This is a genomic window from Collinsella sp. AF02-46-1 (genome assembly GCF_003465825.1).
Taxonomy (GTDB): Bacteria; Actinomycetota; Coriobacteriia; order Coriobacteriales; family Coriobacteriaceae; genus Collinsella.
This window is the reverse complement of sequence record NZ_QSBV01000001.1, coordinates 80,839-96,624: the sequence shown is the minus strand read 5'-3', so window position 1 is coordinate 96,624 and position 15,786 is coordinate 80,839. Positions and strand designations below refer to the sequence as shown.

Sequence of the window (15,786 nt, the reverse complement as noted above, 5' to 3'; positions counted from 1 at the left end):
CCTTTGAGCCTTAAGGTTTATCGCGGGCGTACGCTTGCCCGCAGTCAGGCGCTGCAGCTGCTGTTCCAGGCCGAGGCCACGGACAGCCCGCTCGAGCGCGTCCTCGAGGGCGATTTCCTGATCTCGAAGGGCCCCCTCGACCCCTATGCGCTGGAGCTGTGCCGCGGTGCCTACGAGCATATCGATCGCATCGACTGTGCCCTGCGCGCCGTCGCCAAGAACTGGGATCTTATGCGCATGCCCGGCGCCGACCGCAATCTGCTGCGTATCGCCGTCTACGAGATGCGTTTCCTCACCGACGAGGAGGTCTCGGACGCCATCGTGATCAACGAGGCCGTCGAGCTTGCCAAGGCCTACGGCACCGACCAGTCCGCGTCGTTCGTCAACGGCGTGCTGGGCAAGATCGCTCGCAGCGAGGAGCTGCCGGGCGAGGACCTGTACCAAGAGCTGCTCGCCGAGGATCGCGCTCGCGAGGAGGCCCAGGCTGCCGAGGCTGCCGCTAAAGTTGCGGTTGCCCAGGCTGAGGCTGGTGTGCTGGCCGAGGGTGTGGACGCTGCTGAGGCCGTCGAGGCCGACTCCGTCGAGGAGTAGCCATGCCAGAGGGTTCTGTACGCAACTTTGACGAGATCTCGGACCGTCTGGACCAGATCATCGCTACCGTTCGCTCCAAAGATACCTCCTTGGAGCGTTCACTCGATCTGTTTGACGAAGCGATTGAGCTGGGCTCCCGCGCGGTCGATATGGTCGACAAGTTTGAGCTGACGCCGCGTGAGGCCGACAAGCTCGAGCAGGAATACGATGAGGATGCGGCAAATGAATCCCAGGATAGCTAGGCCGCATCTCTGGATACGAATGGTTGATGGCATTCATGAAACGCGTGCGTCTTGATGACGAACTGATTTCACAGGGCATCTGCGCCGATCGCGCGGATGCCCTTCGCACTCTTATGGCCGGCTTGGTCTCGAGTGGCGGCGAGCGCTTGACTTCGCCGGGCCTTAAGGTGACCCCGGGCCTGCCGTTGCACGTGAAGGGGCGCATTCCCTATGTTGGCCGCGGCGGTCTTAAGCTCGAAGGCGCGCTTGATGCGTTTGGTATCAATCCGACGGGCCTTGCCTGTCTGGATGTGGGCTGCTCTACCGGCGGCTTTACCGATTGCCTGCTTAAGCGCGGAGCTGCGACAGTTGTCTCGGTGGACGTGGGTCGCGCCCAGTTCGATTGGTCGTTGCGTCAGGACGATCGCGTGACGCTGCATGAGCGCACAAACGTGACGCAGCTGCCCGAGCTTGGCTATGCCGGCGCTATCGACCTGGCTGTGTGTGACGTCTCGTTTACCAGCATCGCGAACATTATCGATGCGGTGCTGGCGTGCCTGGCGCCTACGGGTGCATTCTGCACGCTCGTAAAGCCGCAGTTTGAGGCTCCGGCGGCGCTGGTGGGCGAGGGCGGAATTGTGACCGACCCCGCCGTGCGCCGCGATACACTCGTTGCGGCAGTTGAACTCTTTGCTGCCAAGGGGCTGTTCCCGGTCGATGTGTGCGTGTCGCCCATTCATGGTGCCAAGGGAAACGTTGAGTTTTTCCTGTACGGCATGAGGTTTGCCCCCGGCGGACGTACCGACGATGAGCTGCAATCCCAGGTATCGGTTTTGAGCGAGAAAGCTGCAACGCTATGAAGGTCTTTCTGGTTCCCAATTACTACAAGCAAGAGGCCGTCGAGAGCGGTCTGATGCTCGAGCTTTGGCTTTCGCGCCAGGGCTACGAGGTCGCATGGGCTGCCGACCAGCGATCGAAGATTCAAAGCACGCCTGATATTGATGGCTCAGATCTGGTCATTACGCTCGGCGGCGACGGTACGTTGCTGCGCGCTGCCCGCATCCTCAACCATCGCGAGATTCCTATCCTTGGTCTTTCCTATGGTCACCTGGGCTTTTTAACTGCTGCGAGCCCCGAGGAGCGCGACATTCTGCAGGTCGTGAGCGATGCTCTGTCCGGTGAGCTGCACGTGAGCCGCCGCGCCACTATCGCCGCGGATATCGTGTCCGTGCGCGACGATGGCACGAAGGATGTCGTGCGCACGTTTGCCCTCAACGATATGGCACTTACGCGCGGCCCCCTGTCCGATATGGTTGAGTTTGACATCACGGTGTCCGGCCATCATATCGATCGCCTGCGCGGCGACGGTGTCGTCGTTTCGACGGCGACCGGCTCCACCGGCTATGCGCTTTCCGCCGGCGGTCCCATTGTCAGCCCCGATTACACGGGTATGGTCTGTGTGCCCATCGCCCCGCATACCATTCAGGCTCGCGCCTTTTTGACCTCGCCGAGCGATGTAGTCGAGATCTTTATGTCCGACGATCGCCCGAGCGTGCCGGCGATTGCCATCGACGGACAGTTTATTACCTGCGATGGCACGGTCGAGAGCGTGGCCGTGCGTCGCGGTCCCGGAGATGTGCTGCTTCTCGATTACGGTCCCGAGAGCTTTTATAACTCCGTGAGCCGCGTGTTCTACGGAGTGCGTCATGATCGATGAGCTGCAGGTTTCTAACATTGCACTCATTCGCGAGGCGACGCTGGTGCCGAGTACCGGCCTGACTGTCCTGACCGGCGAGACCGGTGCCGGCAAGACCGCGCTGCTCTCGGCCCTCAAGCTTATTTTGGGTGAGCGCGCGGATTCGTCGACGGTGCGCGAGGGCGAGGCGCTGGCGAGTGTCGAGGCGCGCTTGTTCGACGGCCCGCACGACACGGAAGGCTTCACGGTCCAGCGCAGCCTTTCTGCCGAGGGCCGCAGCCGCGTGAAGATTGACGGCCGCATCGCCAGTGTGCGCGAGCTTTCGGAGCGCGTTGGCGTGATGATGGATCTGTGCGGCCAGCACGAGCACCAGCGCTTGCTCGACCCGGCGCATCACGTTGCGATGGTCGATGCGTGGGCAGGGCGCTCTGCGCTCGAGGCGCTGGATGCGTATCGCGCCTGCTTTAAGGCATCGCGCGCTGCCGCCAAGGAGGTTCGACGCGTCGAAGAGGCCTCACGTGCGCAGGGGAGCCGCGTCGAGGAGGCGCGCTTTGCCCTCGAGCGCATCGGCGAGGTCGACCCCAAGCCGGGCGAGTATGAGGAGCTCGAGGAGCTGCTGCCGCGCTCGGAGCACGCCGAGGTCTTGGTGGCGACGGCTAACGATGCCCATGCATCGCTTGCCGCCGAAGGGGGAGCGCTCGATGCCGTGAACAGTGCCGTGGCAGAGCTTTCTCGAATGGCTACCGTCGATCGCAAACTGGGTGACATCGCCGACGCACTTTCGAATGCCTGCATCTTACTCGAGGATTGCGCCAACGAGCTGCGTGCTTATCGCGATGGCGTCGCCTTCGACCCGCGCGAGCTCGCTCGCATGCGTGAGCGGTATTCCGACCTCAAGGGCCTGTTGCGTCAGTGGGGTCCCACCATGGACGATGTTTTTGCCATGCGCGATCGCTCGCAAGAGCTGCTGTCCCTGGTCGATGATGGCGATGAACAGATCAAAAAGGCGCGCGAATCACTTGGTGCTGCTGAGCGCGAGTTGTTTGCCGCTGCCAAGGCGCTTAAGCGCGCTCGCAATACGGCGGCCCCGCGCTTCTGCCACGAGGTTGGTCGTCAGATGGCACGCTTGGAGATGGGCGGCGCCGAGCTCGTTTGGGAGTCGCGTGATCTTCCGCGCGCCGAGTGGACGCCGGCGGGTCCTTCGAGCTATGAGCTTTTGTATCGCAGCGGTGCCGGCTTGACGCCGCGTCCCCTGCGCCGAATTGCGTCGGGCGGCGAGCTTAGCCGCGTCATGTTGGCGAGCAAGGTGGTCTTGGGTAATGCTGATGGTGTCGACACTCTGGTATTTGACGAGGTCGATGCTGGTGTCGGTGGCTCCACGGCGCGTGCACTCGCGGGCGTGCTGGCAGATCTCGCCGCTACGCATCAGGTGATTGTCGTAACCCACTTGGCGCAAGTCGCCGTCATGGCTGACAAGCATTATGTCGTCAGCAAGGAACCGGGCGATGTTCCCCAGACGCATTTGGACGAGGTAACTGGCGAAGCGCGTACCGCCGAGATCGCCCGCATGCTCAGCGGCGATCAGTCCGAGGCAAGCCTGGCGCACGCCAGGCAGATGCTTGCGGAGGCGCGTGCCTAGGCCGAGCCGCCACATGCATGTCCAACCCGGCCGCCACGAAATGGGTCCATCTACTACGTTTGGTAGGGCATCGGCAACCACGCCAAGAATTGCAAAAAGAAAACCGCAGGTAGAACGCCTGCGGTTTTCTCTATTTTGGGTGTATGGTTGGCGGTTGCGGTTAAAACGTAGTAGATGGGCGTGTTTCGTGACGAGAGGCGTCTATCGGCTCCCCAATTTACCTACTCAACGACCTTATCCGGCTGGATGAGCTCCTCGTAGTAGCTGATGTGCTCTCGGGCGTCCTCGATTTCGGGCAGCAGGAAGTTGTAGATGACCTCTATGATCATTGTGGCGCTTATCTTAGAGAACGCAAAGTCGCCCGTCGTCAGCAGCGCTTCGTGGTTGACGGTATTAAAAGTGTAGTCTGCCAGGCGCGCGAGCGGGGATTTGCTGTCGCTGCTGATGACGACTACGGTTGCGCCGCAGTCGCGAGCCGCTTTTGCCATGCGATTCAGTCGGCGCGATTTGCCGGAGTTTGAGATTAGCACGATGACGTCGCCGGGGCGTAGTGTGAGCGCAAACCCGATCGAGGTCTCGCTGATGGTGCTCGCCATGCAGCGAAGGCCCAGCTGCGAAAACTTAAATGTCGCATCGAGCGCGACCGCGTTCGTATTGCCCACAGCCGCAAACTCAATAACCCCTGCATGCTTAAGGGCATGTACAACAGCCGCCAGCGTATCGTGGTCGATCCCGTCGATGGTCGCATTAAGCTCGCTCACCTTGGCAGCCAGGATGTTCTTAAGGCTCTGCTCCATGTTGTCGAGTGAGACTTCGTCAGTCAGGCCCTCGTTGCGCTGGCTTTCCAAATCCCTCGCCAGGGAAAACTGAAAGCTGCGGAAGCTGCCAAAGCCAAGCTTGCGGCAGAAGCGCGAAACGGTCGCCTCGGACGTGGCGGCGGCGCGCGAGAGCTGAGCTGCCGTGAGGCGTGGCGCCTCGGACTGGTGCTCCAATATATAGTCGACAATGCGCTGCTCTGACTCGCTGTATCCCTGATGGGTACTAATGAGGGAAAGTGCGCTCTTGCTACTATCGGTCATGGATGGCTCCTGGTTGGCATGATAATCGGACTCGTTTTGTAATGTCATAGTATAGGGGGATTTTCAATTACAAGATACACCTTGCCGTTTCAAGTGTTGATGGTAAACTTTCACCTACCGTTTACGGTTATGAAAGAACCTTTCACCGGAGAATTGCGCCGTGTCTCTTCTCACGCGGACGGTAGGTTGGTATCTTTCAGTTGTGGAAAAGCGCGCAAGGACGCGCGTGTAGGGGAGCGCCTGCGGGCGCAAAACTTAAAAAGGAGGGACACATGGCTAAGTTTGACATCATCGCCGCCACCGGTTGCCCGACCGGCATCGCGCACACCTTCATGGCGAAGGAGGCGCTGGAGAAGGCAGCTGCCGAGCGCGGTCTGACCATTAAGGTCGAGACTCATGGCCAGGTCGGTGTCGAGAACGAGCTCACCAAGAGTGAGATCGCTGGTGCCAAGGCCGTCGTCGTCGCAGCCGATAAGGATGTCCAGGCTGAGCGTTTCGCCGGCAAGCCCATGGTTTCCGTTGGTGTTTCCAAGGCCCTGTCCGTTGAGGCCGCCGGTAAGCTGATTGACCGCGCGCTCGCCGCCAAGGGCGACAACACGGTTGCAGCCGCTGCCGATGTCGAGGACGAGGCCGAGGAGAAGGAGTCCATCGGTCACGTCATCTACAAGCACCTTATGAACGGCGTCAGCCATATGCTGGTCTTCGTCGTTGCCGGTGGTGTCCTGACCGCCGTCTCGTTCCTGTGGGGCATTACGTCCTTCGATTCGACGGCGTCTGACTACAACAGCTTTGCTGCGATGCTCAAGATCATCGGCGGCATCGCCATGAACCTCATGGTTCCGGTGCTTTCCGCCTACATCGCCGAGTCCATCGGTAAGCGCCCGGCGCTCGTCCCTGGTTTTGTTGCCGGTATGATCGCCATTCAGGGCCTGCCTGTTAACGCCGAGACCGGCATGATCGACGCCGGTGGCGCCGGCGTGGGCTTCGGCTTCCTGGGCGGCATCGTCGGCGGCTTCCTCGCTGGCTATGTCATCCTGCTGCTCGAGAAGGTCTTTGCCGGTCTGCCCAAGAACCTGGACGGCCTCAAGGCCATCTTCCTGTACCCGCTGTTCTCGACGGCTATCGTCGGCCTGGTCATGCTCGGCATTTCCGGCCCCATGGCTGCCATCAACACCGCCATGATGGACTTCCTCAAGGGCCTGTCCGCCTCTGGCGCCGTTGTCCTGGGTCTTGCCATCGGCTGCATGTGCGCCTTTGACATGGGTGGCCCGGTCAACAAGGCTGCTTACGTCACTGGTACTGCTATGCTCACCGAGGCACTGGCTGCCGGCGTTGGCACCGATACCTACAACTTCGGCACTAACTTCATGGCTGCCGTCTCCGCCGCCTGCATCGTTCCGCCGCTGATCACTACCTTCGCCGTCGTTGTCGGCAAGAAGTACTTCAGCCAGGAGGATCACGACGCCGGTGTCGTCAACCTCATCCTTGGTTGCACCCACATCACCGAGGGCGCCATTCCGTTCATGACCAAGAACATCTGGCCCGTCATGCCCATCATGATGCTCGGTTCCTCTATCGCTTCGATCCTGACCATTATGTTCAACGTTCACGATCCGGCGCCTCACGGTGGCTTCCTGGTCCTGCCCGTTGTCGAGAACGGTCCGCTTTGGGTCCTCGCTATCCTCATCGGCGCTGTGGTCGGTGGCATCCTGTTCGTGGCCTTCAAGAAGTACGACTTTGAGAAGAACCAGAAGGCCGCTCCTGCAGCCAAGCCCGTTGAGGCCCCCAAGGCCGCTGCCGTCGAGGCCCCCAAGGCCGAGGCTGCCGACTTCGTGAAGGTCGAGAATGTCTTTGTCGCCGAGGACTTCGCTTCTCGTGACGAGGCTCTGAGCTTCGTTTCCAACCAGGCCGTCAAGGCCGGTATCGCAAGCGACGCCGACGCCGTGATGAACGCCTTCCTGGCCCGCGAGGCCGAGGGCACCACGGGCATGATGGAGGGCTTCGCCATCCCGCATGCCAAGTCCGACGCCATTACCGAGGCCGCCGTCATCGTCGTTAAGGACGAATCCGGCGTGACCGGTTGGGACACCATGGACGGCGCTCCCGTCAACGTGGCTATCGCCCTGCTCATCCCCGGTGCACAGGCTGGCACCACGCACCTCAAGATCCTGTCCAAGGTCGCCGAGGCGCTCATGGACGAGGACTTCCGTGGCACCGTCAAGGGTTCCACCGACGCCGCCGAGATCGCCAAGACGATCAACGCCCGCCTGGTCTAATCCAGCAGTCAGCGATTAATATCGCCCCCTGTAAAAAGGCGGAGACCCTCACCAGGGCCTCCGCCTTTTTCATCCCTACTCGGCACTTAGGGACGTTCCTTTTCTGCCGGCAGTTTGGGACAGTCCTCAGTCCACAAGAGGGTATAGATAGGCTCCATCAACTAGATCAACCAGGCGAACAAAAAATTAGCCAGAATTCTGTTTGCACGATATTGCTCTGGACCGACCGAGTTTCCGCAGCTTGCCTGCCGGGCGGGGCGGTTCAGTTTGTCGCGAGTTCCGCACGCAAAGGAAAGCACTTAATGTGCTTTCCGTCTTGCGCAGGACTGTAGAGCAGCAAACTTAACCGCCCCGCCCGGCAGACGAACGTACAGGAACGACATCTGTCCAACAATTCGTGCGAAACACAATGAAAAACCGTTTGATGTGAGTTAATATAAACAACGTCGTGAATCTGACTCCTGCCACATGCATGACAGGGGTTAAACACAAAAAGGAGTCAATTATGGTTTCTGAGAAGGCTACCCTCGTTAATCCTCAGGGTCTGCACATGCGTCCGGCTGGTCTGTTCGCCTCCACCATGGGCAAGTATGCCTGTGACGTGACGGTCGTCACCCCCGAGAAGGAGGTCAACGGCAAGTCCCCGATGGCCCTCATGGCTGCTGGTATCCCCTGCGGTACCGAGGTCGAGGTCAAGTGCGACGGCGCCGACGAGGCCGAGGCTCTGGCTGCTGCCATCGAGCTCATCAAGAGCGGTCTTGGCGAGTAGAACTCAAACGGGTCGCATGTTGAACAACTAAGTTCATATTTGGGGGCGCAGTGACCTGTTGTAAGGTAGCTGCGCTCTTTTGTCATGGATATGGCAAAACGCTTTATCACATGACACGGAGAGAGGAATGGGAATGTATCAGGGAGTCAACGCTTCCGAGGGCATCGGTATCGGCACCGTTATGGTCGCCGTCGATCCCGACTTGACGTTTGAGCCGCACGAGGTTGCTGATTCGGCAGCAGAGAAGGAACGCTATCAGACCGCTCTTTCGGTCTTCTGCGAGAAGACTCAGGCTCAGGCCGACCACATGAAGGAGACGGTGGGCGAGGCCGAGGCCGAGATCATGAGCGGACACATTGTCCTGGCTCAGGATCCGGGCATGACCGACGCCATCAACGCCGCCATTGACGGCGGCACCTGCGCCGAGCAGGCGCTCATGGACACCTCGACCATGTTCGAGAACATGTTCCTGTCCATGGACGACGAGATGTTCCGTCTGCGCGCGGCCGACATCGCCGACATCCGTACCGGCATTCTGGCCGAGTTGCTGGGTAAGGAGGTCGTCGACCTCTCCGTCCTGCCCGAGAACACCGTCGTTGTCGTGCACGACCTCACGCCGTCCATGACCGCCACGATCGATAAGGCGCACGTTGCCGGTATCGTCACCGAGACTGGTGGCCGCACGTCGCACTCCGCAATCATTGCGCGCGCCCTCGAGATCCCGGCTGTCCTTTCGGTTTCCAACAGCTGCACCGCACTGCGCAACGGCATGACCGTTGTCGTCGACGGTGGCAAGGGTATCGTCGAGGCCGATCCCGATGAGGAGACGCTCGCCGCTTACACTGCCAAGGCCGAGGCTTTCGCTGCCGAGAAGGCGGCTCTCGAGGCCTTCCGCGGCAAGCCGTCCGTGACTGCCGACGGCATCAAGAAGATCATTGCCTGCAACATCGGCAACCCCGATGACGTGCCCAACGCGCTCGATCACGACGCCGAGGCTATCGGCCTGTTCCGTTCCGAGTTCCTGTTCATGGACTCTGCTGAGCTTCCTTCCGAGGAGGAGCAGTTCAACGCCTACCGTAAGGTCGCCAGCGCGCTCAAGGGTGCTCCGGTCATCATCCGCACGCTCGATGTGGGTGGCGACAAGGAGATTCCGTACCTGCACATGGTCAAGGAAGAGAACCCCTTCATGGGCTTCCGCGCCGTGCGTTACTGCCTGGCCAACCCCGACCAGTACAAGGTCCAGCTCCGCGCCCTGCTGCGCGCCAGCGCCTTCGGTGACGTCAAGATCATGATCCCGCTCGTCACCTGCGTCGAGGAAGTCTTGGCTGTCAAGGAGCTCGTCGAGCAGTGCAAGGCCGAGCTGACCGAAGAGGGTCGCAAGTTCAACGAGAACATCGAGGTCGGCATCATGGTCGAGACGCCTGCCGCCTCGCTGCTCGCTGACCGCCTGGCCGAGGTCGCCGACTTCTTCTCCATCGGCACCAACGACCTGATCGGCTACACCATGTGCGCCGACCGTGGCAACGACACCATCTCCAACCTGTACCAGGTTTACTATCCCGCCGTGCTCCGCTCGCTCAAGAACATCATCGAGAGCGGCGTGAAGGCCGGCATCATGGTCGGTATGTGCGGCGAGGCCGCTGCCGATCCGTTGCTCGAGCCGCTGCTGATCAGCTGGGGCCTGGAGGAGTTCTCGATGAGCGCTCCGTCCATCCTGCGCGCCCGCAAGACCATCAGCCAGTGGACCAAGGCCGAGTGCGACGAGCTCGCCGAGAAGGCGCTCGCCTGCAACACCGCTGCCGAGGTCAAGGCACTGCTCGAGTCCGCAGCTCGCTAATTTGGTATCAGAGGTAACCGCGTGGTTGGAATGGGCCGGCCACGCGGCCCTCACATATACAGGGGGTACTGTAAATGTTCTACACGCTAACCGCTAACCCGGCTGTCGACATGACGGTTTCGAGCTCTCCGCTCGAGCCCGACGAGAACGTCCGCACCGGCTCGGCCAGCTACACGGCTAACGGCAAGGGCCTCGACGTGTCCTTCGCCTTTAAGAAGATGGGCGTCGACACCGTCGCGCTCGGTTTCTTCGCCGGCTTCACGGGCAAGTTCATCGTCGAGGAGGTCATGAACCTGGGTTGCCTCTGCCGCCCGGTCTGGACCGACGGTATCACGCGCATCAACACCTACGTCAACGATGGCCAGCACGAGTACGGCATCCTGAACCCCGGTGCTCCGATCACGCCGCAGCATCAGGAGGAGCTCTACAACATCCTGGACACCGCGGGCGACCTTGAGTGCCTGATCGTCTCCGGCTCCGTGCCTCCCAAAGCTACGCCCGACTTCCTGGCTCAGGTCATGGAGCACGCTCAGGCCCGTGGCGCCGACGTCGTCCTGGACCTGTCCTCCGACAAGCTCAAGGAGCTCGCTCACAAGAAGCCGCTGCTCATTAAGCCGAACCATCACGAGATGAAGGCTATCTTCGGCGTGCCGGTCGACACCGACGACGAGGTCCGCGTTGCCATGAAGCTGGCTCACGAGGCCGGCGTCCAGAACGTGCTGCTCACCCGTGGTAGCCGCGGTGACGCTTACTTCTCCAACGGCGAGGACATCTGGTATGCCAAGCGTGAGTTCAACATCAAGCTTGTCTCTTCCGTCTGCGCCGGCGACTGCACCCTCGCTGCGTTCCTGCACAAGTGGTACAGGGATCGCGACAACGTCGAGGAGGCCATGAAGCTCGCTATGGCCACCGGCGCCAACGTTGCTGAGTCCGTCGGCATCGGCGACTTTGGTCACGTCGACGAGTACAGCAAGCGCGTTGCCGTTCGCAAGCTCGATCGCAAGTAAGCGAAACACGACAAACTCGTGCGCATACGGCGTCCCGGTTTCGACCGGGGCGCCGTTTTTTGTCCCACTCGAACCTCGGAGCCGCGCTTCACGCGTTCCACACCGTTCACCGAGTTGTTGTAGCCTTTTGCCGAAGCGTGGAATATACTTTCATTAACTCGTTGCTTCGTGAAAGGAACATTCATGATTTACACGCTTACTGCAAATCCCGCTATTGACTACAACATCTCCTGCGATGGCTTGTCCGCCAACACCGTTACCCGCACCCGTAACGCTGTCTACACCCCCAACGGCAAGGGTCTCAACGTTTCGTTTACGCTCGACCACTACGGCGTCGACACCACGATCCTGGGCTTCTTCGCCGGCTTCTCGGGTGAGTATATCGTTAAGGGCGCCGAGGCCCTGGGCGTGCCCGTCAAGCCCGTGTGGACTGACGGCATCACGCGTGTTAACGTGTTCCTCAACGCCGGTCCCGACACCGAGTACAACATGGTCAACGCCGGTGCCGCCATCAACGAAGCCAACGAGCAGGAGATGTTTGAGCTTATCGATTCGCTCGATGACATGACCTGCCTGGTTATCAGCGGCTCGCTGCCCCCCAACACCTCCGAGAGCTTCCTGGCAGAGGTCCTGCGTCGCGTGAAGGCGAAGGGCGCCGAGTTCGTGCTCGATATCTCGAGCCATCAGCTGGCCGACCTCATTGCTATGGAGCCGTTGCTCATTAAGCCTAACGACGACGAGCTGCTCGACATCTTTGGCATTAAGGTGAGCGGTGGCGACGACGAGTCCGTCAAGGGCGCCATGGCCGAGCTGCACGCCAAGGGCGCTAAGAATGTACTGCTGACGCTCGGCGGCGACGGCGCGTACTTCTCCAACGGCGAGCACATCTGGTTTGCCAACCGCACTTTCGACGTCAAGCTGCTGTCGACCGTCTGCGCGGGCGACTCCTCGCTGGCCGCCTTCCTGTCCGTGTGGCACGACGCCCCCGAGCGCGTCGAGGATGCCCTGCGCCTCTCGATGGCCACCGGCGCCAACGTGGTCGAGTGCCCCGGTCTGGGCGATTTTGCCAAGGTGGACGAATATATGAAGCACATTGAGGTTCGCCAGGTCTGCTAGCAGCATCGATACGTCGTTGCCGAACACCCGCTTTGGATTACCAAGGCGGGTGTTTTTTGCGCGCTGAACGTATGTGGCGTCTGCTGTCTCGATTTATCTAATCGACGACGCGATTGCGTGTGCGTGTTTTCTCGTTTCTTGTTAGACTTCTTGAGAACCATCGATTTATGCTCACAAGTGCAGGAGGCCATAGGCATGTGCAATGTTTCGCTCAACGGTACTCAACCGTCCGATGCGTCCCTGTGCGTCCTGCGCGCGCTTGAGGCGGCTGGTCTTGAGGCTTGGTACGTGGGCGGTTGGGTGCGCGACGCCCTGATGGGGTGCCCCAGCCACGATGTTGATATGTGCTGTAGCGGCCTGTGGCAGGAGTCCAAAGCGGCGCTCGAGGCCGCCGGCATCGCGGTTGTGGAGTCCGGCATTAAATTTGGCGGAATCACGGCTATTTCCGATGGCGAGCGTATCGAGGTCACCACGTACCGTCTGGATGGCTTTTACACCGATGGTCGCCATCCCCAGAGTGTGGAGCGTGCCGCCTCGCTCGAGGACGATCTGGCGCGCCGCGACTTTACCGTCAACGCCATGGCCTGGCATCCCGAGCGCGGGCTTGTCGACCGCTATGACGGCCAGGGTGATCTGGAGCGCAAGCTGATTCGCGCTGTCGGCGATCCCAAGCGCCGCTTTAACGAGGACGCCCTGCGCATGCTGCGTGCGGTACGCTTTGCCTGCCGCCTTGACTTTATGATTGAGCCCGAGACCAAGCGCGCGCTTGCCGAGTGCGCACCGCTGCTCGATGCCGTGGCGCGCGAGCGTGTGGGTATTGAGCTCGAGGGCATTCTTTCGACCGGTCATGGGGGAGACGCGATGCTTCGCTATCCCGAGCTCATCTGTGCCGCCGTGCCCGAGCTTGCGCCCGCTCGCGGGTTTGATCAAAGCAGTGTCTATCATGCGTTTAACGTCTACGAGCATATCGCCCGCGTGCTGACGGTGGCAGGGGAGCTGGCGCTGTGCGACGGCGTCGCGCCCTCGTCGAGCCTTATGTGGGCGGCGTTTTTGCACGATGTGTCCAAGCCCGAGTGCTTTTCGGTCGATCACGCCGGCAGCGGACACTTCTACGGTCATCCCGAGCTCGGCGCCAAGAAAGCGCGCGTCATTATGGATCGCCTGGCGCTCTCGCACGACCTGGTGCGCGACGTGTGCCTGCTCATCAAATATCACGATAAGCCGCTGCGCCCCGAGCGCTCCTGCCTGCTCAATATGATGCGCGCGCTTTCGGGCGAGGGCGTCGATACAGCGCGCTTAATCGACGAGCTTATGGACCTCAAGCGTGCCGACACGCTGGGCAAGGCCCCGTCGTGCTTCTATTACGTCGAGACGATTGAGGAGATGCGCGCAATGGCGCACGAGCTGCTGAAGGCGGGGGAACCCTATACGCTCAAGATGCTCGCCATTAACGGCGGCGACCTGATCCGCGCCGGTGTGAAGCCGGGGCCCGAGCTAGGCCAGCTACTCAACTCCGCCCTCGACGCCGTGATCGAAGACAACATTTCCAACGAGCGCGAAGCTCTTTTGGTCCATCTCAACTTGAATTAGCTACCCAGTTTACCTGCGTGTTCCATAACCTGCCGACAATTTTTCGGCAATTTGGAATTTCTTCTTGCGCTGACGTTTTTTGTCCCGTAATATATTTCCTCGCAGCACGGCAGTGCAGATGTCATGTGGCCCGTTCGTCTAGCGGTTTAGGACGCCGCCCTCTCAAGGCGGAGATCACCAGTTCGAATCTGGTACGGGCTACCACTTCTTTTCTGCTGAGGTCTATGGCCCGTTCGTCTAGCGGTTTAGGACGCCGCCCTCTCAAGGCGGAGATCACCAGTTCGAATCTGGTACGGGCTACCACTTCTTTTCTGCTGAGGTCTATGGCCCGTTCGTCTAGCGGTTTAGGACGCCGCCCTCTCAAGGCGGAGATCACCAGTTCGAATCTGGTACGGGCTACCACGCATCTGATACCCGGTCTTCCCATGGAAGCCCGGGTTTTTTATTTCCAAACAACCGTCTGCAATTCCCGTTTGAACCAGAGCTTTGCGTTCTTCCTATGGCCCTTACGGGTACAATAACCAAGATATTTTGACTGTTAGAAGGAGTCTCATGACGGAGTCCTCTCAGCATACGTCTAAGCCCCAGGTCGAGGTTGAGGCCTCGGGCGGAGATGACAATAAGAGCGCACGCCGCGGCGCCATCTTTATCGGCGTCGTGCTGGTGGGTTATATCGTCTATCTGGTGGTAACCGGGCAGATGGGGCAGTTCTGGGCCGCTATGTCGAGCGTGCAGGCGTCATGGCTCTTTGTCGCGTGTCTTTGCATGTTCATGTATCTGTTCTTTGGCATTGTGGCCTATGCGATCGCCGTATGGCTTGACCCCAATTCACCCGTCGGCATTCGCGACCTGATCTCGGTCGAGGCGAGTGGCATCTTCTTTGGCAACCTCACGCCTATGATGATGGGCTCGACTCCCGCCCAGATCTACCGCCTGACCAAGGCGGGCCAAAATGTCGGCGAGGCCGGAGCCACGCAGTTCACGCGCTTTATCGTGTACCAGTTTGGCCTCGTTGCCTGGGGGGCTATCCTACTGCTTGCTCGCATGCCGTTTTTTGCCGAGCGCTATGGCGACATGACGCTGCTGTGCGTCTTTAGCTTTGGTGGGCATTGCTGCATCTTGCTGGGCATCTTCGCCGTCGCGCTCATGCCTAAGACCGTCACGCGCGTTGCCCATTGCATCATCAATTGGCTCGAGCGCATAGGTGTCTCGGCCACTAAGATCGAGGGATGGCGCACGTTTGTCGACGGCGAGATCTACTCCTTCTCCGAGAAGTTCAAGCTTTCGGCCGGACATTTTTCGTCCATGCTGCTCACCGTGTTTATCACCATGCTGCAGCTCGCGTTTTTCTATCTGGTTCCGTATTTCCTGATGCTTGCCTTTGGCCATCACGAGGTCGACTTTTTCTCGGTCATGGCCGCGAGCGCCTTTGTCCAGCTGCTGAGCTCTGCGGTTCCCTTGCCCGGTGGAACTGGTGGCGCTGAGGGCGGCTTTGCTTTGTTCTTGGGTCATTTCTTTGGGTCGGCTTCGACCGCCGGCTATCTGCTGTGGCGCCTCATTACGTTTATTGCGCCGACCATTTTGGCTGCGCCCCTGCTGGGACTTAAGAGCGCCCACAACGAGAGCATCCATGCGCGCTGGGATCGCGTGATGCGCAAACTCGGCCGCGAGCCTCAGACGCCCTCTGCGCCCACTAAGCCGCACCCCACGAATGCTGTTACCGTTGATCCCAGGAAGCACGCTCAGAAGGCTTCTGGGACCGCTAAGCCGGCTCATAAAGCCTATGTGCGCCAGACGGGCGACGGTATCCGCGTATCTCCGTCGGCGCTCAATAAGAAGAAGCACCCTAAGTCGCGGTAGGGCAGTCGTGCGTTCTTCATGATGCGGGGCATATTTGAGCTGTATGGGGGATAATCCTCTTACGTAGATTATCTCTCATCTGTTGATGAATGCTCGCATATCGAA

The 15,786-nt window shown here is 60.2% G+C and carries 13 protein-coding genes and 3 tRNA genes; 15 read left to right on the top strand and 1 reads right to left on the bottom strand.

Annotated features, from left to right (window positions below):
* The first annotated feature begins 3 nt into the window (after window positions 1-3).
* From nusB to DWV20_RS00410, 5 genes are read left to right on the top strand one after another with little or no spacing between them, the layout of a single operon-like run.
* Window positions 4-591: a transcription antitermination factor NusB gene (gene nusB / locus DWV20_RS00430; RefSeq protein ID WP_118256076.1), complete on the top strand. Its 588-nt coding sequence runs from the start codon at window positions 4-6 to the stop codon at window positions 589-591.
* A gap of 2 nt (window positions 592-593) precedes the next feature.
* Window positions 594-833 (top strand): exodeoxyribonuclease VII small subunit, encoded by a 240-nt coding sequence (locus DWV20_RS00425; protein ID WP_006233978.1) that lies wholly within the window; start codon window positions 594-596, stop codon window positions 831-833.
* A gap of 35 nt (window positions 834-868) precedes the next feature.
* Complete coding sequence (locus tag DWV20_RS00420; RefSeq protein ID WP_117758184.1) at window positions 869-1,672, top strand: TlyA family RNA methyltransferase; 804 nt, start codon at window positions 869-871, stop codon at window positions 1,670-1,672.
* Window positions 1,669-2,529 (top strand): NAD(+)/NADH kinase, encoded by an 861-nt coding sequence (locus tag DWV20_RS00415; RefSeq protein ID WP_117758136.1) that lies wholly within the window; start codon window positions 1,669-1,671, stop codon window positions 2,527-2,529. The genes DWV20_RS00420 and DWV20_RS00415 overlap by 4 nt, the downstream gene beginning before the upstream one ends.
* Window positions 2,519-4,147, top strand: coding sequence for a DNA repair protein RecN (locus DWV20_RS00410; protein ID WP_118256075.1), 1,629 nt, complete (start codon window positions 2,519-2,521; stop codon window positions 4,145-4,147). Before DWV20_RS00415 ends, DWV20_RS00410 begins: the two co-directional genes overlap by 11 nt.
* Window positions 4,148-4,368: 221 nt before the next feature.
* Here the strand turns inward: DWV20_RS00410 and DWV20_RS00405 are convergent, their stop codons facing one another.
* Complete coding sequence (locus DWV20_RS00405) at window positions 4,369-5,226, bottom strand: MurR/RpiR family transcriptional regulator (protein ID WP_117806188.1); 858 nt, start codon at window positions 5,224-5,226, stop codon at window positions 4,369-4,371.
* Window positions 5,227-5,498: 272 nt separating this feature from the next.
* Here DWV20_RS00405 and DWV20_RS00400 point away from each other — a divergent pair, with 272 nt between their 5' ends.
* The 10 genes from DWV20_RS00400 to DWV20_RS00355 all read left to right on the top strand — a co-directional run bounded on the left by DWV20_RS00400 (window position 5,499) and on the right by DWV20_RS00355 (window position 15,681).
* Window positions 5,499-7,502: a fructose-specific PTS transporter subunit EIIC gene (locus DWV20_RS00400; protein ID WP_118256074.1), complete on the top strand. Its 2,004-nt coding sequence runs from the start codon at window positions 5,499-5,501 to the stop codon at window positions 7,500-7,502.
* Between the two features lie 505 nt (window positions 7,503-8,007).
* A complete protein-coding gene (locus DWV20_RS00395) occupies window positions 8,008-8,271 on the top strand; it encodes an HPr family phosphocarrier protein (protein WP_022094575.1) in 264 nt (87 codons plus the stop codon).
* 133 nt (window positions 8,272-8,404) lie between these two features.
* Window positions 8,405-10,108, top strand: a complete 1,704-nt coding sequence (gene ptsP, locus DWV20_RS00390; protein WP_099431685.1) for a phosphoenolpyruvate--protein phosphotransferase — start codon at window positions 8,405-8,407, stop codon at window positions 10,106-10,108.
* A 74-nt stretch (window positions 10,109-10,182) separates the two neighbouring features.
* Window positions 10,183-11,115, top strand: a complete 933-nt coding sequence (locus tag DWV20_RS00385; protein WP_055250439.1) for a 1-phosphofructokinase family hexose kinase — start codon at window positions 10,183-10,185, stop codon at window positions 11,113-11,115.
* Between the two features lie 183 nt (window positions 11,116-11,298).
* Complete coding sequence (locus tag DWV20_RS00380) at window positions 11,299-12,231, top strand: 1-phosphofructokinase family hexose kinase (protein ID WP_118256073.1); 933 nt, start codon at window positions 11,299-11,301, stop codon at window positions 12,229-12,231.
* A gap of 195 nt (window positions 12,232-12,426) precedes the next feature.
* Window positions 12,427-13,821, top strand: a complete 1,395-nt coding sequence (locus tag DWV20_RS00375; RefSeq protein ID WP_117758130.1) for a CCA tRNA nucleotidyltransferase — start codon at window positions 12,427-12,429, stop codon at window positions 13,819-13,821.
* Between the two features lie 127 nt (window positions 13,822-13,948).
* Window positions 13,949-14,025 (top strand) — tRNA-Glu (locus DWV20_RS00370).
* A 22-nt stretch (window positions 14,026-14,047) separates the two neighbouring features.
* Window positions 14,048-14,124, top strand: a tRNA-Glu gene (locus DWV20_RS00365).
* Window positions 14,125-14,146: 22 nt separating this feature from the next.
* Window positions 14,147-14,223: transfer RNA gene (locus DWV20_RS00360), tRNA-Glu, on the top strand.
* Window positions 14,224-14,373: 150 nt separating this feature from the next.
* Window positions 14,374-15,681, top strand: coding sequence for a lysylphosphatidylglycerol synthase transmembrane domain-containing protein (locus tag DWV20_RS00355; RefSeq protein ID WP_118256072.1), 1,308 nt, complete (start codon window positions 14,374-14,376; stop codon window positions 15,679-15,681).
* Window positions 15,682-15,786 lie beyond the last annotated feature (105 nt).

What these genes read in the sequence shown, in the direction of transcription:
- ptsP (WP_099431685.1), top strand. Translation starts at nt 8,405, where the DNA reads ATGTATCAGGGAGTCAACGCTTCCGAGGGCATCGGTATCGGCACCGTT.
- DWV20_RS00400 (WP_118256074.1), top strand. Translation starts at nt 5,499, where the DNA reads ATGGCTAAGTTTGACATCATCGCCGCCACCGGTTGCCCGACCGGCATC.
- DWV20_RS00415 (WP_117758136.1), top strand. Translation starts at nt 1,669, where the DNA reads ATGAAGGTCTTTCTGGTTCCCAATTACTACAAGCAAGAGGCCGTCGAG.
- DWV20_RS00375 (WP_117758130.1), top strand. Translation starts at nt 12,427, where the DNA reads ATGTGCAATGTTTCGCTCAACGGTACTCAACCGTCCGATGCGTCCCTG.
- DWV20_RS00395 (WP_022094575.1), top strand. Translation starts at nt 8,008, where the DNA reads ATGGTTTCTGAGAAGGCTACCCTCGTTAATCCTCAGGGTCTGCACATG.
- DWV20_RS00410 (WP_118256075.1), top strand. Translation starts at nt 2,519, where the DNA reads ATGATCGATGAGCTGCAGGTTTCTAACATTGCACTCATTCGCGAGGCG.
- DWV20_RS00405 (WP_117806188.1), bottom strand. Translation starts at nt 5,226, where the DNA reads ATGACCGATAGTAGCAAGAGCGCACTTTCCCTCATTAGTACCCATCAG.
- DWV20_RS00420 (WP_117758184.1), top strand. Translation starts at nt 869, where the DNA reads ATGAAACGCGTGCGTCTTGATGACGAACTGATTTCACAGGGCATCTGC.
- DWV20_RS00380 (WP_118256073.1), top strand. Translation starts at nt 11,299, where the DNA reads ATGATTTACACGCTTACTGCAAATCCCGCTATTGACTACAACATCTCC.
- DWV20_RS00355 (WP_118256072.1), top strand. Translation starts at nt 14,374, where the DNA reads ATGACGGAGTCCTCTCAGCATACGTCTAAGCCCCAGGTCGAGGTTGAG.
- DWV20_RS00385 (WP_055250439.1), top strand. Translation starts at nt 10,183, where the DNA reads ATGTTCTACACGCTAACCGCTAACCCGGCTGTCGACATGACGGTTTCG.
- DWV20_RS00425 (WP_006233978.1), top strand. Translation starts at nt 594, where the DNA reads ATGCCAGAGGGTTCTGTACGCAACTTTGACGAGATCTCGGACCGTCTG.